Annotated in this window: 15 protein-coding genes; 2 read left to right on the top strand and 13 right to left on the bottom strand. The window is 74.4% G+C overall.

Going from position 1 to position 22,084, the window contains the following annotated elements:
• The first annotated feature begins 132 nt into the window (after positions 1-132).
• Complete coding sequence (locus FHL80_RS21255) at positions 133-2,847, top strand: helix-turn-helix transcriptional regulator (protein ID WP_138735342.1); 2,715 nt, start codon at positions 133-135, stop codon at positions 2,845-2,847.
• An 86-nt stretch (positions 2,848-2,933) separates the two neighbouring features.
• Here FHL80_RS21255 and FHL80_RS21260 read toward each other — a convergent pair whose 3' ends face one another.
• The 6 genes from FHL80_RS21260 to FHL80_RS21285 all read right to left on the bottom strand — a co-directional run bounded on the left by FHL80_RS21260 (position 2,934) and on the right by FHL80_RS21285 (position 9,509).
• Positions 2,934-4,301 (bottom strand): DJ-1/PfpI family protein, encoded by a 1,368-nt coding sequence (locus FHL80_RS21260; protein ID WP_138735343.1) that lies wholly within the window; start codon positions 4,299-4,301, stop codon positions 2,934-2,936.
• A gap of 27 nt (positions 4,302-4,328) precedes the next feature.
• Positions 4,329-5,456, bottom strand: coding sequence for a flavin-containing monooxygenase (locus tag FHL80_RS21265; RefSeq protein ID WP_138735344.1), 1,128 nt, complete (start codon positions 5,454-5,456; stop codon positions 4,329-4,331).
• Positions 5,453-7,219 carry a multicopper oxidase domain-containing protein gene (locus FHL80_RS21270; protein ID WP_216870935.1) on the bottom strand — a complete coding sequence of 589 codons (1,767 nt, stop codon included), beginning with the start codon at positions 7,217-7,219 and terminating at the stop codon, positions 5,453-5,455. The genes FHL80_RS21265 and FHL80_RS21270 overlap by 4 nt, the downstream gene beginning before the upstream one ends.
• Positions 7,220-7,253: 34 nt before the next feature.
• Positions 7,254-8,612, bottom strand: a complete 1,359-nt coding sequence (locus FHL80_RS21275) for an alpha/beta fold hydrolase (RefSeq protein ID WP_138735346.1) — start codon at positions 8,610-8,612, stop codon at positions 7,254-7,256.
• A gap of 91 nt (positions 8,613-8,703) precedes the next feature.
• Entirely contained in the window at positions 8,704-9,150 is a 447-nt protein-coding gene (locus tag FHL80_RS21280) for a hypothetical protein (RefSeq protein ID WP_138735347.1), read from the bottom strand.
• On the bottom strand, positions 9,147-9,509 hold the full coding sequence (locus FHL80_RS21285; protein ID WP_138735348.1) for a heavy-metal-associated domain-containing protein: 363 nt from the start codon (positions 9,507-9,509) through the stop codon (positions 9,147-9,149). Before FHL80_RS21285 ends, FHL80_RS21280 begins: the two co-directional genes overlap by 4 nt.
• Before the next feature lie 173 nt (positions 9,510-9,682).
• On the opposite strand from FHL80_RS21285, the gene FHL80_RS21290 reads away from it, so the two are divergent.
• Positions 9,683-12,919: an ATP-binding protein gene (locus tag FHL80_RS21290; RefSeq protein WP_138735349.1), complete on the top strand. Its 3,237-nt coding sequence runs from the start codon at positions 9,683-9,685 to the stop codon at positions 12,917-12,919.
• A 131-nt stretch (positions 12,920-13,050) separates the two neighbouring features.
• Here FHL80_RS21290 and FHL80_RS21295 read toward each other — a convergent pair whose 3' ends face one another.
• From FHL80_RS21295 to FHL80_RS21325, 7 genes are all read right to left on the bottom strand, one after another.
• Positions 13,051-15,291, bottom strand: coding sequence for a transketolase C-terminal domain-containing protein (locus FHL80_RS21295; RefSeq protein ID WP_246078859.1), 2,241 nt, complete (start codon positions 15,289-15,291; stop codon positions 13,051-13,053).
• Positions 15,288-16,817 (bottom strand): L-piperidine-6-carboxylate dehydrogenase, encoded by a 1,530-nt coding sequence (gene amaB / locus FHL80_RS21300; RefSeq protein WP_138735350.1) that lies wholly within the window; start codon positions 16,815-16,817, stop codon positions 15,288-15,290. The genes FHL80_RS21295 and amaB overlap by 4 nt, the downstream gene beginning before the upstream one ends.
• A gap of 86 nt (positions 16,818-16,903) precedes the next feature.
• Positions 16,904-18,067, bottom strand: a complete 1,164-nt coding sequence (locus FHL80_RS21305) for an NAD(P)/FAD-dependent oxidoreductase (RefSeq protein ID WP_138735351.1) — start codon at positions 18,065-18,067, stop codon at positions 16,904-16,906.
• 117 nt (positions 18,068-18,184) lie between these two features.
• Complete coding sequence (locus FHL80_RS21310) at positions 18,185-18,832, bottom strand: response regulator transcription factor (protein ID WP_138735352.1); 648 nt, start codon at positions 18,830-18,832, stop codon at positions 18,185-18,187.
• Positions 18,833-19,134: 302 nt separating this feature from the next.
• Positions 19,135-19,599, bottom strand: a complete 465-nt coding sequence (locus FHL80_RS21315; RefSeq protein ID WP_138735353.1) for a nuclear transport factor 2 family protein — start codon at positions 19,597-19,599, stop codon at positions 19,135-19,137.
• 25 nt (positions 19,600-19,624) lie between these two features.
• A complete protein-coding gene (locus FHL80_RS21320) occupies positions 19,625-21,349 on the bottom strand; it encodes an FAD-dependent oxidoreductase (RefSeq protein ID WP_138735354.1) in 1,725 nt (574 codons plus the stop codon).
• Between the two features lie 43 nt (positions 21,350-21,392).
• On the bottom strand, positions 21,393-22,084 hold a 692-nt coding region (locus FHL80_RS21325), incomplete at its 5' end, for a maleylacetate reductase (protein WP_138735355.1).

The raw sequence follows: 22,084 nt of genomic DNA on the forward strand, positions 1-22,084 counted from the left end.
GAGCACCTCCGTCCGCGCCGCCGCGCCCGTTCCGCACCGGTGTGACCCACCGGCTGCGGGCCCAGTTCCGCCGGATCGTCGGCCGGGATCCAGGAGGCCGGTTCGGGGCAGTACGCCGGTACGGTCGGCGCCGTGCTGGCCGGCCGCGAAGCCGAACGTGCGGCGATCGCTGCCCTGCTCACGGCTGCCCGCGCCGGGATGGGCGGCGCGCTGGTGGTCCGCGGCGAGGCCGGGTCCGGGAAGTCGACGTTGTTGGCCGACGCGGCGGGAACGGCATCGGGCATGAGCCTGCTGCGCACCTCGGGAGTGGAGTCGGAGTCGCCGCTGGCGTTCGCCGCGTTGCAGCGGCTGCTCTGGCCGCTGCGCGCCCGCGTGGACGCGCTGCCGGCGCCGCAGCGCGCCGCGCTGCGGGCGGCGCTGGGTGAGGCCGACGGTGAAGGCGACCGGTTCCTGACGTTCCTGGGCACGCTGACCCTCCTGGCCGACGCCGCCCAGAAGGCACCGGTGCTCGCGGTCATCGACGATGCGCACTGGCTCGATGAGGCCTCCGCCGCGGCGCTGCTGTTCGCCGCCCGCCGGCTGCAGGACGAACGCGTGGCGATGGTGTTCGCCGCCCGCGACGGTGCTGCGCGCGAGTTCCACACCGGGGGCCTGCCGTCCGTCGTCCTGGAGGGGATGACCGGGGAGGCAGCCGATGCGTTGCTGGCCGGCCCCACCGGCCGGGCGGTCGAGCCGGCGGTGCGCGACCGCCTGGTCACCGGCACCGGGGGCAACCCGCTCGCACTCGTCGAGCTGGCCGCTGCCCTCACCGGCGACCAGCTCGCCGGGCACGCGCCGCTACCGTCGCAGCTGCCACTGGCCGGCGGTGTCGAGCGGGCCTTCGGTGACCGCGTCTGCCGGCTCACCGCCGCAGCCCAACGGTTCCTGCTCGTCGCCGCGGCCGACGACACCGGCCTGCTGAGCGTCGTCCGGGAAGCCGCCCACCGTCTCGGGCTCGGCGAGGACGCCGGCGATGAAGCGGAGCGGGCCGGGCTGCTGCGCGTCGATGAGAGGGAGCTCCGGCTGTTCCACCCGCTCGTGCGCTCGGCGGTCTACCGCATGGCGACCAGCTCCCAGCGGCGGGCCGCGCACCGCGCGCTGGCCGATGCACTCGCCGCCGACCCCGACCGGCGGGCGTGGCACCTGGCGGCTGCCGCCGACCGCCCCGACCAGAGCGTGGTGGCCGCGCTGGATGCCGCCGCCGAACGCGCTGCGGGTCGCGGAGGGCACGAGGAGGCCGCGGCCGCCTGGGCGCGCGCCGCGGAACTGACCACCGCGGGACAGGCCCGCGGCCGGCGGCTGTACCTGGCTGCGTCCTCCGCATGGTCCGGGGCGGACGCGACCCGAGCGGCCGCACTGGCCGCTGCCGCGGCAACGGAGGTCAGCGAACCGCTGCTGCGGGCTCAGCTGCTGGCCCTGCAGGGCCAGATCGAGTGGAACACCGGGTCCGTGGACGACGGCTACGACCTCGTCGCCCGGGCCGCCGAGCTCGCGGGCGACCTGGACCCGGCGTTGGCGCAGCAGTTCGCGGTCATCGCCGCAGCGCTGGCCGTGTACGGCGCGAGGTCGCGGCGCGGTGTGGACCCGACCGAGCTGGTGAGCCCGCCGGCCCCCGACGCCCCACCCCGGCTGCGGGCCGCCGCGTCCCTGGTGGGCGGGTTCACCGCGGCGGCCCGGCGGGACTGGGCCGCGGCGGCCGACGCCTTCCGCGGAGCATTCGCGCTGACCGACGCCGAGTCCGTCGACGACCACGTGCAGCGCAACCTCGGCATCGCCGCGCTGGTCATCGGAGACGACGAGCGCGGTCTGCGCATCCACGAGCAGCTGCTGGCCGACGCCCGCCGGGCCGGGGCGCTGCACCTGGTCGAGCACGCCCTGACCCGCGGCGCCCTGTTCCACATCGCCGTCGGCGACTGGGCCAAGGCGGTCGGCGCCGCGACCGAGGCAGTTCCGCTGGCGGCGAGCACCGGCCGTCCCGGGATGACCGCGCTGCCGACCGCCCAGCTCGCCGTCCTCGCGGCCCAGCGGGGGGACGACGACGACGCCGAGCGGTACCTCGCCGAGGCTGCGCAGATCCGGGCGGCGCACCCCGTCGGCCTCACCGACATCGTGGTCGTCGACCTGCTGCACTGGGCGCGGGGCATGCGTGCTGCCCGACAGCCCGCGACCGCCTTGCACCACCACGCGCAGATCACCGAGCCCGGGATGCGCCGGCTGGCGGCGATCGACCGGCTCGACACGGCCGTCCGGGCCGGCCGCGACGACCTCGCCCGCGCCTGGCTGGACGAGCTCGCCGCCTTCGCCGCCGGAACGGGCGCCCCGGCCGCGGTCGCCGTCGTCGAGCACGGTCACGCGCTGCTCGCCGAGGGCAGCGCGGCCGAGGAACACTTCCACCGCGCCCTGGCCGCGCACGCCGGATCGCTGCGGCTGGCCGACCGGGCCCGGACCGAACTGGCGTTCGGTGAACACCTGCGCCGCGCCCGACGCCGGGTGGACGCCCGGGTGCACCTGCGCGCCGGCCTGACCGTCTTCGACGAGCTCGGCGCGAAGCACCACGCCGAGCGGGCCGCCGCCGAGCTGCGCGCCTCCGGGGAGACGGCCCGCCGGCGCGACGTCACCACCGCGACGGACCTGACCCCGCAGGAACGCCAGGTCACCGGGCTGATCCGGCAGGGACTGCCCACCCGCGACGTGGCCGCCCAGCTGTTCGTCAGCCCCCGCACCGTCGACTTCCACCTCCGGAACATCTTCGCCAAGCTGGGCGTCGCCTCCCGCGCCGAGCTCGCCGCGCTCCCGCTCGACATCTGAGGCCCCGGATCCGTCGGCGCCGGCCGCTGTGGCGGAGCTCGATCTGCCTGCCAGCTGCACGAGCACGCCGCAGGCAGCCGATGACCTCAGCGACCGGCCCGGGTCAGCCGCTTGCTCCGGGCGGCGATCGCCGGCGCGGTCAGCCCGATCGCGCCGCGCAGCGCGCGCGGGAGGCGCGGGATGCGGTCGTAGTCGATGCCGCCCCAGGGCGGTTGCGGGTCGTAGTCGAGAGCCCGCTGCACCCGGCGGGCGGTGGCCTCGTCGGTCAGGCGGGCCGCGAGGTGCAGGGCCATGTCGATGCCGGCGGAGACCCCGGCGGACATGATCAGGTTGCCGTCCTCCACCCATCTGCGCTGGTGGTAGGTGGCGCCCAGGTCCTCGAGCATCCCGGAGTAGAACCAGTTGGTCGTGGCGTCGCGCCCCTCCAGCAGGCCGACCGCGCCGAGGATCAGCGAGCCGGTGCAGACCGAGGTGATCAGCTCGGCGGAGGCGGCGGCGGATCGCACGTAGTCGCGGACCAGTGGGTCGCTCATCGCGCGGATGGTGGGCAGCGCGCCACCGGGCACGACCACGATCGCCGGGTGGGGGACCTCCTCGAACGTCCGGTCGGGGACCACCGGCACACCCACATCGGTGGGCACCGGCTCGCGGCGGGCCCACACGGTCACGGGGCGGTAGCCCGGCACGAGCCGCTGCAGCATCGTGAGCACCTGCAGCGGGCCGACGGCGTCCAGCACGGTCAGCCCCGGGTAGAGCACGAAGGCGATGAGCCGCTCATCGCCTCCCCCGGGGTCGGCGGGAGGGACGCTGTCGGGGTCGCGCAGCAACCGGGCGAGGTCCTCGTCGGCGAGGTCGGGCTCCACCCGGCCGAACGGCGGCTGCGGGTCGTACTCCGCGGACAGCTGGCCCAGCCGGGCGATGGCCTTGCCGCGCAGCCGGGCCAGCAGGGGCAGCGTCATGTCCATGCCGGCCGTGCCGCCGGCGGCGGTGTGCAGCCGGCCGTCGGCCAGCCACCGCTCGGGAGCAGGGATCGCGCCCAGCTCCTCCAGGGGCTCGCGGAAGGCCCAGTGGACGGCTGCCTGCTTGCCGCGCAGCAGGTCGGCGGCGGCCAGCACCAGCGCCCCGTTGCCGGTGGAACCGACGACCTCCGCCCCGGCAGCGACCGAGCCGACGTAGGACAGCAACGCCTCGTCCTCCGCCGCGGCCAGGCTGGACGCGCCACCGCCAGGCACGATCACCGCCCACGGGTCCGGCACCTCGGCGAAGGTGGCGGTCGGCTGCAGCATCAGCGGCGTGTCAGTGGCCAACGGCTCGGCGCGCTCGCCGACCACGACGGTGCGGTACCGCGTACCTCCGATGCCGGGGGTCTTCAGCAGCGTGAGCGGGCCGATCAGGTCCAGCGGTGTCACGCCGGGGCGGACCGGGAACGCGAGGACCTTCTCCGTGCCGGGCATGGTGGTCTCCTTCCGTTGCTCGACGGGTCACTTCCGGGCGCGGCCTGGGGCGGCCTGCGCGTCGGGCGCACTGCGCGGGCTGGGCACCTGGCCGTCGTTCGTCGCGGCGGCCGTCCGGGCCACGTGGGCAGCGATGCAGGCGGCGTCACCGGCGACGAAGCCCAGCAGTGCCGAGCCGCGGGTGTGCTGCCAGGGCAGTCCCAGGAAGTACAGGCCGGGAGCTCCGGTGGTGCCGCGGGTGTGGAGGACGCGGCCATCGCGCAGCACGCCGGGGACGTCGATCCAGGAGTGGTCGAAGCGGTACCCGGTCGCCCAGACGACGACCGACGCCTCCAGGCTGGTGCCGTCGGCGAACCGGAGCGTGTGGCCGGCGGCGTCGACCAGCCGCGGCCGGATCCGGACGCCTGCCCGTTGCAGGCCGCGGCGGCTGGTGCCGATGAGGGTCTCCTGGGCCTGCATGCGGCGACCGAGCCGGGAGTCGGCGGGAACCCGCATGAGGCCCGACCGGGTCAGCCACCAGAACAGGTCCCGGCCGAGCAGGCGCTGGGGCAGGGCCGGGTGGGTCGTGCCGACCGACAGCTCCACCCGCCGGGTGCCGGCCAGCTCCTCGGCGATCTGGAAGCCGGAGTTGCCGCCACCGACCACCAGCGCAGGCCCCTCGGGCAGGGCGTCGGGGCTGCGGTACCCAGCGCTGTGGACCTGGGTCACCGAGGCATCCAGCCCGGCGGCCAGCGGCGGCACGGACGGGGTCTGGAACGGCCCGGTGGCGACGACGACCTGCCGGGCGGTGTACGTCCGTTCCGTGGTGTCGAGCCGGAACCCGCCCTCCGTTCGCTGCAGCCCGGTGACCCGGGCGTTCAGCTCCACCGGGAGGTCGAAGGCGGCGGCGTAGGCGCGCAGGTACTCGGCAACGGCCTCCTTGCCCGGGTAGCTGCCGGCCGGGGCCGGGAACGGCAGCCCGGGCAGCGCGTCGTGCTCAGCCGGGGTGAACAGCCGCAGGGAGTCCCACCGTGCCTGCCAGACGTGTCCGAGCTGCCCTGCCGCCTCGAGGACCAGGAACCGCATGCCCAGCTGGCGCAGGTGCCAGGCGGCGGCCAGACCGGCTTGCCCGCCGCCCACGACGACGACGTCGTACGGCTCGGCCGGGGCGGTCACGACGTCGCCGCCCGGTCGACGGTGAAGCTGAACATCATCCCGGAGTGCATGTGCTCGGCGATGTGGCAGTGCGCCATCCACAGGCCGGGGTTGGTGACGTCGAGCAGGATGTCGACGGTCTGCCCGGTCGGGATGAGGACGGTGTCCTTCCACACCAGGTTGGGCTCGGGCACCTCGTCCCGGCTCAGGACGAGGAAGCGGCCAGCGCCGTGGACGTGGAACGGGTGGTGCATCGGATGGTCGGAGTCCATCTCGTTGACCAGCCGGATCTTGACCCGATCTCCCACGGTGAACCGCCAGTCCACGGGGGGCCCGTCGCGACCGGCGGTGCGGTCCCGGAACTGCCACCGCATCGTCTCGGTGGTGGTGGCCCGGTTCATCTCGGCCATCTCGTCCTCCCACTCGATCCCGTCGGCGGTCGCGGAACCGTGGTGGTGGGCCTGACCTGCACCGTGGCCCATGTCGTGGCCCATGTCGTGGCCCATGTCATGGCCCATGTCGTGGCCCATGTCGTGGCCCATGTCGTGGCCCATGTCGTGGCCCATGTCGTGGCCCATGTCGTGGCCCATGTCGTGGCCCATGTCGTGGCCCATGTCGTGGCCCATGTCGTGGCCCGCAGTCGCGCCGGCCGGTGCCGTCACCATCAGCTTCATGCCGCACCTCGGGCACCGCCCGGGCTGGTCGCTGACCACCTCGGGGTGCATGGGGCAGGCGTAGGTCACCGGGCCGGCCGCCGCGGCCGCGCCCGGGTCGTCCATCTCCGCGACGATGGCGAGGACCTTGTCCGGCGGCGCGGTCAGCCACGTCTCCAGCCGCTCGCGCTCCGCTGCCAGCTCCGGCGCGGTGCGCAGCAGCTCGAACTGCTCCGTCAGCTGCTCGGCGACGTCGCCGGTGACGGTGAAGGCCGCCAGCCGGTAGGTCCGGTTCGGGGTGCGGTGCTCCAGCGCCAACTCCCCCGCCCGGTCGAACAGCACGTCGACGACCGCCCGCTCCGACGGGGCCAGCACCACGTCGGGGACGAACTCCTCGTGCTCCACCCGGCCGCTGTCCCCGCCGACCAGCTTCATCCGCGCTCCGGGCACGGCGACCCGGAAGACGCGGCTGTTCGCGGTGTTGGTCAGCCACAGCCGCACGACCTCGCCGACCCTGGCCGTGAAGGCCGGGGCGGTCTCGCCGCCGGTGAGCATCAGGTTGCCGTAGCGGCCCATCGCCGCGTGGTTGGTCTCGGTGCGGCTGAACGGGGCGATCACGCCGTCCTCGAGCAGCAGGTCGTCGAGGGTCAGCACGACGTCGCGGTGCGCCGGCGGCCAGTAGTCCGGCTCGGCCGGGGCGACCAGGATGCTGCCGTAGAGGCCCAGCTCCTGGGTGACGTCCTCGCGGATGTGCGGGTGGTACCAGTACAGGCCCGGGTCGGGGAACTCGATGCGGTAGGTGAACTCCCCACCCGGGGGGATCGGTGCCTGGGTCTCGTGCGGCACCCCGTCGAAGCGGTTCTCCAGGCGCAGCCCGTGCCAGTGCACCGTGGTGTCGAGGTCGGTGCCGTTGGTGACGTGCACGACGATCCCCGAGCCCTGCCGGACCTCCAGCGTGGGACCGGGGATCGAGCCGTTGTAGCCGAGCATCCGCACCGTGGCGTTCCCCAGCCGCTTGGCGACCGGGCCGGGTCGCAGGTGCAGCACGTCGCCGTCGCCGAGCTCGAGCACCTCGGGTCTCGTCGCCTCGGGCAGGTCGGTGGTGTCGGTGGAGAAGACGGTGGTGTCCACGGGGAACCTCCTGGTCAGGTGGTCGGAACGGCTGTCAGTTCGGCGGAAGGGGCGACCCGGCGCGCGCGGCATGGACCACGTCGTCGATGGCGCGCGTCGACAGGTCCGCCCCGTGCTCCTCGTCGAGCAGACCGGCGTGGGTTGCGTCCGCGGTGCGGTGGCTGCTGTTGGTGGACAGGGTGGCCATCCGGTCGTGTGCGGCCACCCGGTCCGGATCCCCCTCGTGTCCGGCGGCGGTGAGCACCGCCAGCGGCGCGCTGCCGAGGGTCGTCAGCGCCCGGGCCTGGTCGAGCAGCGCCGGCATGGTGGCGGACTCGTCGCGGACGTTGCGCCACCCGCGGGGGCTGGTGGTGAACGCCTGCACCCGTGCAGCGGCCGGCTCGGGCAGAGCGGACCAGAAGGACGTCGGCAGCAGCCGCCCGACGCCCAGCCTCGCCACACTGGGCAGGACGGCGATCGCGCCGGGCGGGCCGGCGTGGGGAGAACCGGCGGCGGACAGGTAGGGACTGGTGGCATCGAGCAGGACCATGCCGGCGACCTGCTCGGGGTGGCGGCTGGCGTAGACCATCGCGTGGTCGCCGCCGATGGAGTGCCCGACCAGCACGTACGGGCCGTGCTCACCGGCGCGGTCGAGCAGCGTGTGCAGGTCGGCGGCGGCCTGCAGGCCGTCCTGCTCGGAGGGCGCGTCCTCGCTCCAGCCCTGGCCGGCGCGGTCGTAGGCGCAGACCCGGGTGACTCCGGCGACCGCCGGGGCGATCCGCGCCCAGTTGGCCGAGGACTCACCGAGTCCGCTCTGCAGCACGACGCTGGGAGTGCCGGAACCGGTGCAGTGCAGGTGCAGCCGGTGGCCACCGACGTCGTAGAGCTGACCGGGCATCGCGGAGGCGCGCTGGTCGGCGGCCAGTCCGACGGTCTCGACCGCGCCGCCCACGGCCGCGGCGGCCATGACCGCCACGACCGGGTAGAGCAGCCAGCGACCGCTGCCGGCGGCGACGGTGCGGCGGGTGCGGAAGAGCGTCCACGCGGCGAGCGTGAGCAGCAGCGGGGGCCATGCCCAGCCGGCAGCGGTCAGCACCCGGTCATCCGGCGCCAGGACCAGCAGTGCCAGCCCGGCCGCCCCCAGGGCGGCGGCCGGGACCAGCGCCCACTGCTGCGGCTGGTCGGTCATCCGGGCCGACAGCACCGCCAGCAGGGCCCAGCCGGCCGCGAAGCCGAGCAGGGCCGATCCGGTGATGGCGGCCTCGGGTGCGCCGGCGAACACGATCAGGGGAAGGCCGGCGGCGAGGACGGCGCCGGTCAGCAGCGACGCGGCGATGATCCGTCGGACGGGGCCGCGGTGGGGACCGCGGCCGGCGGCGGGAACTGCCGCGACGGTCGGTGCGGTGGCGGTCATCGTGCGGCCCTCCTGGTCGGAGTCGGGTGGACGGTTCGGGCTGAGCGTCGCCGGTGGCCGCGCCGCTCGACCCGGTGATCCCGCCAGGTGCTCAGGACAGGGACGGGACGCCGGCCGTGATCGCGACGGCGATCAGCCCGGCGGCGACGAAGTCGACGGTGGCGCAGAACGGCGGCCACCAGCGGGTGCCGGCGACGAAGCCGGTGCGGTGCTGCCACATGTCCTTGACGCCGTGGCCGGCCAGGCCGGCGACGATCAACCAGGCCGTTCCGGTCACCGCGGCCGCGGCGACGACCACGAAGGCCGACGCGACGGCCGTCTCGACGGCCAGGACGTGCGGGCGCCCGTCGGCGACGGCGAAGCCGATGTAGATGGCGGCGATCATGGCGAGCCCGAGGGCGTAGACGGTGGCGGAGTCCAGCCAGGAGAAGGCCAACGGGGAGGCGGTCTGGAGGACGCCGACGACGACGCCCCACGCGATCGGCACGCGCAGCTCGCGGGGGACGGAGCGGGCTCGGACGGCGGTGGTGCTGGTCATGACGACCTCCGGCTGCGGCGGTGGTGGTGGGGATCGGGGCTGGCGTCGAGGGTCGGTGCGGATCGGAGGTCCTCGGACCGGTGAAGTCGCCGGGTTCGCCCAGGGGACGGCCCGGTCCGGGCGGTGCCGGGAGGCCGGGAGCCGTCGGTGGCCGGGGCGACGGTGGAGTCGACGGCGGGGTAGCCGGCGGCGGCGACGGCCGCGGTGATCGCGGCGGGATCGGCGGAGCCGGTCACCTGCACGGTGCCGGTGGCCAGGTCGGCCCGGAGCGTCCGCACCCTGGGGACGTCGCTGATGACGGCGCTGATGGCACGTACGTCCTGCCGCGCGGTCATCGCCGGCACGTGGACGGTGATCATGGCAGCTCCCTGGGCGGCTGGGCTGGTCCCACCGTGACGGGGGGCGCTGTCCCCACGCTGTCCGGGCCCTGGCGGCACGTGCGCCGGCCGACCGGGAACGCATTGTGGAGGCCTGCTGCAGGCGCGAGACTGGACGACTCGGCCAGACGGGCCCGTTCCGGGAGGGGCGCCGCATGGACATCCGCGTCCTCGGGCCGGTCGAGGTGGTCGTCGACGGGCGGGCTCGGTCCTTGCCCGGAGCTGCCGAGCGGGAGCTGCTGGCGCTGCTGGCGCTCTCGGCCGGGCGGGTGGTCGCCGTTCCGGCCCTGGTGGACGGCCTGTGGGCCGAGGCGCTGCCGGCGAACCCGGGCAATGCGCTGCAGGTGCGGGTGTCGAAGCTGCGCCGGGCGCTCGCCGCCGCCGGTGCACCGGGCGACCTGGTCGGAACCCGTCCGCCCGGCTACCTGCTCGACATCCCCCGCGAGCGCGTCGATGCGCTGCGCTGCACCGACCAGGTGGCGGCAGCCCGCGCCGCCGAGGACTCCGATCCGGTCGCGGCCGCGCGGCTCTACCGGGAGGCGCTGGCGGCCTGGCGAGGGCCGGCGCTGGTCGAGTTCGGCGGCTCGGCGTGGGCGGGGCCGGAGGCCGCCCGGCTGGCCGAGCTGCAGCTGGCAGCGCGGGAGTCACTGGTCGACCTGGAGCTGGCCGCCGGGCGGCACGCCGAGGTGCTCGGTGAGCTGGAGGAGCTCACCGGTGCCCATCCGCTGCGCGAGCGACTGCACGGCCGCCTCATGCTCGCGCTCTACCGCACCGGCCGGCAGGCCGACGCCCTCGCGGTCTACCAGCGGGTCCGGACCGTGCTCGACGCCGAGCTCGGCCTGGCCCCGGGAGCGGAGCTGCGCGGCCTGCTGGAGGCGATCCTGCAGCAGCGGCCGGAGCTGGCCGCCCCGGACCAGGACGTCGGCACCCGGGCCCGGGAGGCACCCGCTCCCCCGACGGTCCGGCACCGGCTGCCAGCGCGGCTCACGTCGTTCCTGGGCCGCGAGAACGACCTGCGGCGGGTGGGGGAACTGCTGCACACCGCGCGGCTGGTCACCGTCACCGGTCCCGGTGGGGTCGGGAAGACCAGCCTCGCGCTGGAGGCCGCCCGCGCCGCCGTGGCGCGCTTCGGCGACGGTGTCGGGTTCGCCCGGCTGGCCGGCGTGACCGACTCGGAGCAGGTGCCGTCGGCTGCACTCGCCGCGCTGGGCATCCGGGACGTGGCGACCGCCACCGCGGCAGACCAGCTGCTCGGTTCCCTCCGGGACCGTTCGGTGCTCCTGGTGCTGGACAACTGCGAGCACCTCGCCGACGCCTGCGCGGAGCTCGCCGAACGGCTGCTGGAGTCGTGCCCAGCTGTGCGGGTGCTGGCCACCAGCCGTGAGCCGCTGGCCGCCCGCGGCGAGGTGCAGTACGCGGTGGACCCGCTCCCGGTGCCCGGCGGCGAGCAGGGCGCAGCTGGCCTTGCGGGCAGCGCCGCGGTGCAGCTGTTCGTCGACCGGGTCCGCGCCGCGCTGCCCGACTTCGCCCTCGGCGAGGACGACGCGGTGGCGGTTGCCGACATCTGCTGGCACCTCGACGGCATCCCGCTCGCCCTGGAGCTGGCCGCCGCCCGCGTCGCCGCGCTGCCGGTCGCCGAGCTCGCCCGGCGGATGGGCGACCGGTTCGCGCTGCTCACCACCGGCCCCCGCACCGCCGAGGCCCGGCAGCGCACCCTGCGGGCCACCGTCGACTGGAGCTACCAGCTGCTCTCCGAGCCGGAACGGGTGCTGCTGCGGCGGCTGTCGGTGTTCCGCAGCAGCTGGACGCTGGACGCGCTGCAGGCCGTCGTGGCCGGCGACCCCCTGACCCCGAACGCCGCGCTCGACCTGCTCGGGCGGCTGGTCGACCGGTCGTTGGTCGTGGTCGACCGCACCGGGGCCGACCGGGTCGTCGAACCGCGCTACCACCTCTTGGAGACGATCCGGCAGTACGCCGCCGAGCGGCTGGTCGAGGCCGGCGAGGGCGAGGTGGTCGCCCGGGCGCACGTCGACCACCTCACCTCGCTGGCCCAGCGGGCCGAGGTGGAGCTCCGCGGCAACGGGCAGGCCCGTTGGCTGCCGCGGCTGGCCACCGAGCGGGACGACATCGACGCCGCGCTGGCCTGGTGCACCGCGCATGCGGACACCGAGCCGGACGCCGGGCTGCGGCTGGTCGGCTCCCTCGGCTGGTACTGGTACTTCGCCACCCTCCCCGACGGTGGACGGCGGGTCGCGGCGGTGCTCTCCGCCGCACCCGGTGGCTCCCCCGCGGCGCGGGCACGGGCGCTGCAGGCACTGTCCGTCGCCGCCCGGCCCGGGGCCTGCATCGTGCACCCCCACCCCGGGTGCGCCGCCGCAGCGGTGCAGAGCCGCGCGCTGTTCGTCGGGCTCGGCGACGCGTTCCGCGCCGCCCTGTCGGACACCCTGGCTGCGGTGGAGGCCATCGGCGGCCCGGAGACGAGCGCGGCCTTCGCCGTCCTCGCCGAGGCCGACCGGGAGTTCATCCGGGACGGCGATGCGTGGTGCGCGGCGCTGGCCGACTTCGTCCGCCTGGAGCTGCACGCCGGCACCGGCGACCTGGACGCGGCCACCGCCGACGGGCACCGCGCGCTGGCGGCGTTCCGCGCGCTGGGTGATCAGTGGGGTGTGTCGGCCGTCCAGTTCCACCTGGGCATGGCCCTGCACCGTGCCGGCCGACTGCAGGAGGCGCTGGCCAGGTACGAGGGGGCGCTGGCCAGCGTCCGCGACGTCGGCCCCGCCAACACCGTCCAGTACGCCCTGGCCGGCGCCGGGCACGTCACCCTCCTGCTCGGCGACGCCGACCGCGCCGAGCAGCTGTTCGCCAGGTCGCACGAGGTCGCCCACTCACTCGGCGCCGAGGGCAATCCGCGAGCCGCGGTCGGCGAGGGGATGCTGGCCCGCGAGCTCGGCGACCTGGCCGCCGCGCGGCGGCACTTCACCCACGCACAGGAGCTGCTGGCCGGGCTGACCGAGCCGGAGTGGACCGCCGCCGCCCTGGTCGGCCTCGGTCACCTCGCCGAGGCCGAAGGCGACCTGGACAGCGCGGAGTTCGCCCACCGCCGCGCATGGCAGACCGCCCCCGGGCACGCCGCTGCCCTCGAGGGCCTGGCCTGTGTCGCTGCCGCCCGGCGCGACGGCTCCACCGCAGCCCGCCTCCTCGGTGCGGCAGCCGGATGGCGCGTCCGACGTCACCGTCCCGCCTCCCGCCTGGAGCACGTCGACGTGGGGCGTGCGGAACGCCAGGCCCGCGCGCTGCTGGGCGACGGCGCCTTCGAGGCGGCTCGCCACGCCGGCCGGAGTCGACCCGACACCGCGCTCGGCGACCTGGACGGCGCGACCGCGAGTCGCTGACCCGGTCTGATCGACGAACGCCGGGATGCAGCTGCCATGGCGAGCGTCCTCGGGCACCGGTGGCTGCTCACCACCGGCAGTCGACCTCCGTGCTGCCTACGGGAGCGGGCCGAGGAGGTGGACGTACGTGCTCATGTCGATCGCTCCCTGCTCCGCGCCAGGCGTCGGGCCGCGCTCTCGATGTCGGCCTCGGAGACCAGGACGTGCAGTGCGGCGTTCCCGAGCGGGATGAAGCTGTCGGCGCTGGTCACCCGGCCCATCCGGCCACCGAACCCGGCGTCGACGAGGCCGGCGAGGACGCCCTCGGCGACCCCGCCGGACCGGCGGGTCTCGTCGACGACGAGCACCCGGCCGGTCGCCTCGGCCTCGCGCAGCACGTCGTCCATCGGGAGGGGGGCGAGCCAACGCAGGTCCACCACCCGGCAACGGATGCCCTCCTCCTCGAGTCGCGCCGCGACACGCAGGCTCATGTAGAGGCCGTTGGCCCAGCTGACGAGCGTGAGGTCGTCGCCGTCGCCGTGGGTCCGCGCCCGGCCGATCGGCACGTGCAGGTCCGGCCAGCGCTCCGCCGCCGGGTAGGGCGCCGTCCAGCCCTGGTCGCCGTCGGAGTGCAGGTCGCGCGTGTGGTAGAGCGCGATCGGTTCCAGGAACGCGCAGACCGCGCCGTCCACCGCTGCGGCGGCGGCGCAGGTGCGGAGCATCGCCGCGGCGTCGTCCGGCCGCCCCGGGGAGGCGATCACCAGCCCCGGCACGTCGCGCAGCACGGCCACGGAGTCGTCGTTGTGGAAGTGCCCGCCGAAGCCCTTCTGGTACCCGTACCCGGCGATCCGGACGACCATGGGGTTGCGGTACTGGCCGGCGGAGAAGAACTGCAGTGTCGCGGCCTCGCCGCGCAGCTGGTCCTCGGCGTTGTGCAGGTACGCCAGGTACTGGATCTCCGGGATGGGCAGCAGGCCCGAGATCCCGGCGCCCAGGCCGAGACCCAGCACGGTCTGCTCGTCGAGGAGGGTGTCGAACACCCTGGCCGAGCCGGCCTTGCGCAGCAGCCCGCGGGTGACGCCGTACACCCCGCCCTTGCCGGCGACGTCCTCGCCGAACACCAGGGCCCCCGGGTGCACCGCCAGGACGTCGAGCAGCGCACGGTTGAGCGACTGCGCCAGGGTGAGCGCGGGCTCCTGCTCGGGCAGCGTGCCCCCGAAGACCTGCGTCCGGCGCTCGGTCGGCGCGGCCGCGCCGGCGATCCGGGCGACCTGGTCCGGCGTGGCCGGCGCCAGCGGCGCCATCACCTCCGCGGCCGACCCCAGCGTGGGGAGGTGGGTGACCTCCTCCGCGAGCGACAGCACCCGGGTGCGCATGACCTCGTACCGGCGCAGCACCTCCCCCGGGCTGAGCACCCCGGAGCGGACGAGCAGCCGCGCAGTGCCCAGGAGCGGGTCGCGCCGCAGGTCGGCGGCGATCTCCTCGGGACGGCGGTAGGCGTTCTCGACGTCCGAGCCTGCGTGCCCCATCAGGCGCACGGTGCGCAGGTGGAGGAAGGCGGGGCGCCGGTGCCGCCGGACCCAGTCCGCCGCACGCCGGGACGTCTCCACGGCATCAGCGAGGTCGCTGCCGTCCGCGGCGAAGTACTCCAGGCCCGGCCGGCCGTCGTGGACGTGTGCCACCCAGCCGCGCGGGGTGGGGACGCTGATGCCGATCCCGTTGTCCTCGCACACCAGGAGCAGCGGCATCGACAGGCCCCGGAAGGCGACCTGGACGGCGGCGTTGATCGCGCCCGCAGCCGTCGAGTGGTTGACGGAGGCGTCCCCGAAGCTGCACACGGTGACGGCGTCGCGGGGCCACGCGCCGTCCAGGCCGAGCTTGCGGGCGCGGTCGATCGAGAAGGCGACCCCGAGCGCTCTCGGCAGGTGGGAGGCGATCGTGGAGGTCTGCGGCACCACGGCCAGGTCGCGCCGGCCGAACACCTTGTGACGGCCTCCCGCGATGGGTTCGTCGACGGCCGCGACGATGCCGAGGAGCACGTCGCGCAGCGGGTCCGAGCCGGGCACCTGCCGGGCCCGTTCGACGAAGAACGCCCCGGAGCGGTAGTGCAGCAACGCCGGGTCGGTGGGGCGCAGGGCCGCCGCCACAGCCGCGTTGCCCTCGTGGCCGGACGAGCCGATCGTGTAGTACCCCTGCCCGCGGGTTCCCAGCCAGCGCGCGGCCAGGTCCAGGTGCCGGCTGCCGGACTGCGAGTCGAACAGCTGCAGCGCCTGCTCTGCCGTCAGGCTGGGCGGCAGCACGCGGCGCGGCTCACGGCCGGCCGGACCGTCGATGTCCTCGACCGCAGCGATGAAGTGCTCGTCGACCTGCTCCACCGTCACACCAGCGCTCACACCGTGAACTCCACGCCCTGGGCCAGCGGCAGTTCACCGGAGTAGTTGATCGTGTTGGTGGCCCGGCGCATGTAGCTGCGCCAGGCATCCGAGCCGGACTCCCGGCCACCTCCGGTGTGCTTCTCCCCGCCGAAGGCGCCGCCGATCTCTGCTCCCGACGTGCCGATGTTGACGTTGGCGATCCCGCAGTCGGACCCGTCGGCCGCCAGGAACCGCTCGGCCTCGGCCTGGTCGGAGGTGAAGATGGACGACGACAGACCCTGGGGGACGTCGTTGTTGATCGCGATCGCCTCTTCCAGCGTCCGGTACGGCAGGACGTAGAGGATCGGCGCGAACGTCTCCTGGCGCACGATGTCGGTCTGCTCGGGCATCCGCACGACCGCCGGCTCCACGTAGTACGCCTCCGGCGCCTCCTCCGCGAGCCGCCGTCCGCCGCCCACCACGAGCTCGCCGCCCTGCTGCTGCGCCGCCTCCAGCGCGTCCTGCATCGCCTTGAACGCGGCGTCGTGGACCAGCGGACCGACCAGGGTGCCCTCGGCGATCGGGGAGCCGATGGGCAGCCGGCGGTAGGCGGCGGCGATCCGGTCGGTGAGCTCGTCGACCACATCGACATGGGCGATGACCCGGCGCAGGGTGGTGCACCGCTGCCCGGCCGTGCCCGCGGCGGAGAACACGATGCCGCTGGTGGTCAGGTCCAGGTCGGCCGAGGGGGTGACGATGGCGGCGTTGTTGCCGCCGAGTTCCAGCAGCGACCGGCCGAACCGGTCCGCCACCTGCGGCCCGACCGCGCGGCCCATCCGGGTGGAGCCGGTGGCGCTGAGCAGGGCGACGCCGGGGTGGGCGACCAGCGCGGCACCGACGTCGCCGCCGCCCAGGAGCACCTGGTTCAGCGCTGCGGGCGCACCGGTCTCGGCGATGGCGCGGTCGAGCAGGGCGGCCGAGGCGAGAGCCGACAGCGGTGCGAGCTCGGACGGCTTCCAGACCACCGGGTCGCCGCAGACCAGGGCGATCGCGGTGTTCCACGACCACACCGCCACCGGGAAGTTGAAGGCGCTGATCACCCCGACGACGCCGAGCGGGTGCCAGGTCTCCATGAGCCGGTGGCCGGGGCGCTCCGAGCTGATCGTCCGCCCGTACAGCTGACGGGACAGCCCGACGGCGAAGTCGCAGATGTCGATCATCTCCTGCACCTCACCGAGCGCCTCGGAGGTGATCTTGCCGACCTCGAGGCTCACCAGGGTGCCCAGGTCCTCCTTGTGCTCGCGGAGCAGCTCGCCCAGGCGCCGCACCAGCCCGCCGCGAGCCGGCGGGGGCACGGTCCGCCACTCCCGGAAGGCCTCGCCGGCGCGGGTCACGGCGACGTCCACGTCGGCTGCGCCCTGCCACCGGACGGAGAGCAGCGGCTGCCCGTTCACCGGGGAGGTGACCGGATGGTCGCCGGAGTGCGCAGCCGGGTCGACGCCGCAGCGGCGTGCCGCGGCCAGCGCCTGGCGGCGCAGGTCTTCGGGGCTGGGGAGAGTGGTCACGAGCAGCTCCTCGGATCGGGGTGGGCGGCCATCGTGCAGGGTCCCGCCGCCAGCTCGCGAGCGGCGGGGGGCACGGTGGTCCTCTCTCAGACGATGGTGAGCTCGGGCCGGGCGCCCACCGTGGCGAAGCGCCCGGCGTCCAGGCTGGAGACGTCGACGAACGGTTCCTCGCCGAGGTAGAGGTCGCGCACCACCTCGCCGACGGCCGGTCCCATCAGGAACCCGTGCCCGGAGAAGCCGGTGGCGTACAGGAAGCCCGCCACGGTGTCCGCGCGTCCGATGAGGGCGTTGTGGTCCGGCGTCATCTCGTACAGGCCGGCCCACCCGCCGGCGATGCCGATCTCGCCGATCGCCGGAGCCCGTCTCGCGATGGCCTCGCCGAGGCGCGGCAGCCAGGCATCGGACCGGGTCAGCTTGAACCCGGGAGTCTCCTCCGGGTCGGACATGCCCAGCAGCAGGCCGCGTCCCTCCCCGTGGAAGTAGAAGGAGGTCTCGAAGTCGATGGTGAAGGGCGTGTGCGCGTCGAGGTCGGGGACGGGTTCGGTCACCAGGACCTGGCGGCGCAGCGGGGTCACCGGCAGGTCGACACCGATCCACTGACCGACCTCGGCCGACCAGGCGCCGGCGGCACAGACGACCGACTCGGTCGCGATGGTGCCCGCCTGGGTGCGCACCCCGGTGATGCGCCCGTCGGTGACGTCGATGCCGGTGGCGGCGCAGTGCGGGACCAGCGTGACCCCGCTGCGGCGAGCGGCGTTCGCGTAGCCGAGCACGACGGCCTCAGGGGTGCAGTGGCCGTCGGTCGGTGACCATGCCGCCGCGAGCAGGCCCTCGGTCGAGACGAGCGGTGACAGCCGTTGCGCCTCGGCGGCGCTGATCATCCGACTGGGCACCTGGAGGTGGTTCTGCAAGGCAACGCCGGCCTCGAACGCGGCGACGGCTTCCGGTGAGCTGAGCAGGAACAGGTAGCCGACCTGGCGGAAGTCGATCTCCTGACCGAATCGTGCCGGGAACTCGCGGAACGTCTCCAGGCTGCGCGCCCCCAGCGTGATGTTGAGCGGATCGGAGAACTGTGCTCGGACTCCCCCGGCCGCCCGGCAGGTCGAGCCCGAGCCGAGCGCGTCCCGCTCGAGCAGCACGATGTCGCGCACCCCGCTCCGCGCCAGGTGGTACGCCGCGCTGAGACCGACCACCCCGCCACCGAGGACGACCACCGGCGCGGAGGCGGGCGGCGGGTGACGGGCTGTCATTCCGTTCCTCCAGAGCCGTGGGACGTCGGACGCACGGCCATCCTGCTGGGTTGCGACCTGCAGCACCATCGAAGCTCCGACCTGATGGTCAGCGGACAGCCGCCACACCCGGCGCTCTCAGGCGGCCGGCCTGTGGTCGCGGTTGAGGAGGATGGCCAGCTGGGTGCGGGTGCGGATGTCCAGGCGACGCAGGACGGCGGTCAGGTGGCTCTTGACCGTTGCCGGGCTGAGGAACAGCCGACCGGCGATCTCCCCGTTGCTCAGGCCCTCGGCCACCAGCAGGGCCACGTCGCGTTGCCGCTCGGTGAGCAGGTCCAGGGCACGCCCCTCGGCGCCGGTTCGCTCGGCGTCACCGGTCAGGTGGCGCACGAGCTGGCTGGCGACGGCGGAGTCCAGCGCGGTGTCCTGCCGGGCGAGTGAGCGAACGGCGTCCACGAGTGACCGAGCAGCCGAGCATCGTGGCAGGGAGCCCCGTACTCCTGCCTGCAGGACCTCCATGAGGCCCGGGTCGGACCGGCTCCTCGTCTCCGTGAGCATCAGCACTCCGGTCCCGCGCCCACACAGGTCCCGGAGCAGCGGCAAGCTGGAGTGCCCCACGAGCCCCTGTCGGAGGACGACGACCTGTGTCCCCGGGCCGTTGACCACGTCGAGCGCTTCGACGACGTTGCTGACCTCCGCGACGACCGCCAGGTCGGGCTCGGTCTCGAAGACACCGCGCAAGCCGAGGCGGAAGACCTCCTGGTCCTCGCACAGCAGCACGCGCACCAGCTGCCTCGGCGGCCGGTTCGCCGGCGGCCGCAGGACGGACGCAGCCGCGGTTGCCCCAGGTGCATCCGCCACGTACCCCAGCAGGTCGCTCTCAGGTCCGGTGTCGGGCGCACGCGGGCTCGGGTTGCCGTGTCCCGTTCCCGTGCCACTGGTCAGAATTCGGATGACCCCCGTCAGGCAACTGCTGCGACCGTCCCCCGCTCAGCAGCGGGACGGTGAGCCGACAGCCGCCCGTCTCACGGCCGAGGAGAAAGATAGCGCACAACTGGGTGGACATGACGCCGTCTCCCGGCGCCGTGTCACCCCTGCGACAGCCAGGGATAGCGAGCGGTGTCCTTGCCGGCGTAGTCGGGGTCGAGGTAGATGAAGCAGCGTTGGATGAGGAAGTCCCGGATCTCGAAGACGTCGCACCATCGGCCCGCCCCCCATTCGGGGACGCCGGCTCGCCAGGGGCCGTCCTCGTGCTCGCCGTGGCTGGTGCCCTCGACGACGACGACGTCGGAACCGGAGAAGATCCAGGAGAACTCGGCGTAGTGGTGCTGGATCGAGGACAGCGTGCCGCCGATGTCGGTGAACAGCTGGCCGATCTCGTCCTTGCCGGTGGCCAGCCCCCACTTGGGGAACATGACCTGGGCGTCATCGGCGAACAGGTCCAGGATGCTGCCGCCGGTGGAGGTGGTGCCGGCGTTGTCGAAGGCCTTGAGGTACTCAAGGGCGACCGACTTGCGCTGCTCGTCGGTCATCGTCCGGGTCGCGATGGCCATGGGAACTCCTCGGGGTGGTGGGGATTCAGGACCCGGCCGGGGCGAGCTCGCGCAGCTCGCGGCTGGGTTCGCGATCCGCGGCCTGGGCGGCGCGGTGGGCGAAGGCGATGATCGGGCCGAGGGTGGCGCCGCCGGCCCAGTAGGCCTGGGCGGAGGCGGAGGCGACGCAGTTGCCGACGCCGTAGAGGCCCGGGATGGGCGTGCCTGTGTCGTCGAGGACCTGCGCGTCCGTGTTGGTGCGCGGTCCGCCCTTGGTGTCGAGCGTCCCGCCGGTGACCAGGGCTGCGTAGTAGGGGCCCCGGCCGCTGATCGGCCACATCGTCGGGTTGCTCCGACCTGGCTCCTCCTTCACCGGGCCGTTGAACACGAACTGGATCGGCTTCTCCCCGCGGTGGAAGTCCTCGTCGACGCCGCGCTCGGCGGAGCCGTTGAAGCGCTGGATGGTCCGTCGCAGGGTGCTGACGAAGTCCGGGTCGAGGGTGAGCCCACCGGTCACGCCGCGGTACCCCTCGAGCCGCGCGGCGATGGCCTCGGCGAGCTCCTCGAGGGTCTCGCCGCGGATGACGTGGGAGTCGTCGTTGCCGGGCGGGACGATCAGCCGGCCGTACTCGTCGCTGGCCGAGTGGTCCTGGCTGCGCTGGTCCCAGATCTGGACGAGGACCAGGTGTGGGTACTCGCCCTTGTCTCCGTCATAGCTGAAGAACGTCTGCGCCAGCTCGTTGTACTGAAGTTTCTCGTTGACCACCCGGCGGCCGGTCTTGTCCACGAACACCATGGAGTCACCGGCGACGGAGAACATGCCGATCAGGCCGGGGTCCCGCGCGACCGCCCGCTCCAGCGGGACGGGGCACATCCAGGCGTAGTTCATGTTGCGCAGCTGGGCGCCGACCGGGCTCGCGATCGCGAGGAAGTCCCCCTCGTTGGTGGCCGCGGCACACCCGCCGTAGACCGGTGCGTGCAGGAAGTTGCGCCGCAGGTCGACATCGTGGGTGAAGCCGCCGGTGGCGAAGACGACCGCCTTGCGCGCGGCGATCCGGCGCGTGTGCCCGTCCGCCGTGGTCGCCTCCACACCGACGACCGCGCCGCCGCGGACCACGAGCCGCTGCACGCGGTGACCGGTGCGGATGTCCACCCCGTCGCGCCGGGCGGCGGCGCTCATCGAGGCCACGCCCACGGCTCCGCCGTCCGACATGGACTCCCGGGCGCCGGCCGGGACGAGGACGCGCCCGGTGGGCGCCTTGTCCTCGGGGATCTCCGACCAGTAGTCGGGCACGTCCGGGCAGTGCCGGTACTCCAGCGCGCCCTTCTCGGCGAGCAGTTCTGCCGCCGGGGAGGCGCTCTCGTAGATGGCCCGGCACATGTCGTACTCCCACTGCGACAGACCGAGAGTCGGTGACGTCGGGTCGTACGCGGTGGGGCGGGCGAGCCGGGCGACGTAGCGCAGGAAGTCCGGCTCCTCATCGGCCAGGCCCAGCGCACGCATGGGCACGTTGTTCGGCACCCAGTACCAGAAGGCCGCCTTCCGGGCCGTCCCGCCCAGCTCCGGCGCCTTCTCCAGCAGCACCACCTCGTTGCCGAGCCAGCGGCTGAACAGTGCTGTCGGGAGGCCGCCGCCTCCCCCGCCGACGACGATCACGTCGGTGACCGCATCGGCGGGCAGTTCGCCGTTCGCCGGGGCGGCCGATTCACGGGCGGGACGGGTCGGGACGGCGTCGGGCGCCGTCCGGGGGGTCGGAGTCGCAGCAACCACGGGAACCTCGCAACGGAGTCGGGATGGTCATTCCGGGTCGAGCTCAGCGGGCAGGCGCCTCACCTGCCCAGGCGGCGCGGAGCAGGGCCTCGACGCCGTCCCGGGTGACCGGCCGGGGGTTGGCGTAGGGGTTCGCCACGGCCAGCTCGGCGATCTTCGGGATGTCGCCCTCGGCCATGCCCAGCTCGGCCAGCGACCGGGGCGCACCGAGGCGACCGGCGAGCTCCCACAGCTCGCGGGCCGGGCCCGGCGCCCCGCCCAGGGCGCGGCGCAGGGCCGCCACCGCGTCGGGCACCGCCGGCTCGTTGTAGGCCAGCGCGTGCGGCAGGACGACGGTGTGGGTCTGGGCGTGCGGGAGGTCCAGCGTGCCGCCCAGGGTGTGGCAGAGCTTGTGGTGCAGCGACATCGTCGTCGCGGCCAGCACCGCTCCGCACAGCCACGCGCCGTACTGCGCCTCCGCCCGCGCCTCCCGGTCACTGCCCTCGGCGACGATGCGGGGCAACGCGTCGACCAGCGCCCGGGCACCCTCCTCGGCCATCAGCGACACGATCGGCGTGGCGTCGGGTGCGTACAGCCCCTCGACGGCGTGCGCGATCGCGTTGAAGCCACTGGTCACCGACATCCCCACCGGCAGGGTCAGGGTGAGGTCGGCGTCGTAGAGCACGCTGCGCGGCAGCACCCGCAGGTCCCGCCCGGTGCGCTTCGCCCCACCCTCGGTCAGCCCCCACACCGGGG

The sequence above is a fragment of the Modestobacter excelsi genome, assembly GCF_005930495.1.
Classification (GTDB): domain Bacteria; phylum Actinomycetota; class Actinomycetes; order Mycobacteriales; family Geodermatophilaceae; genus Modestobacter; species Modestobacter excelsi.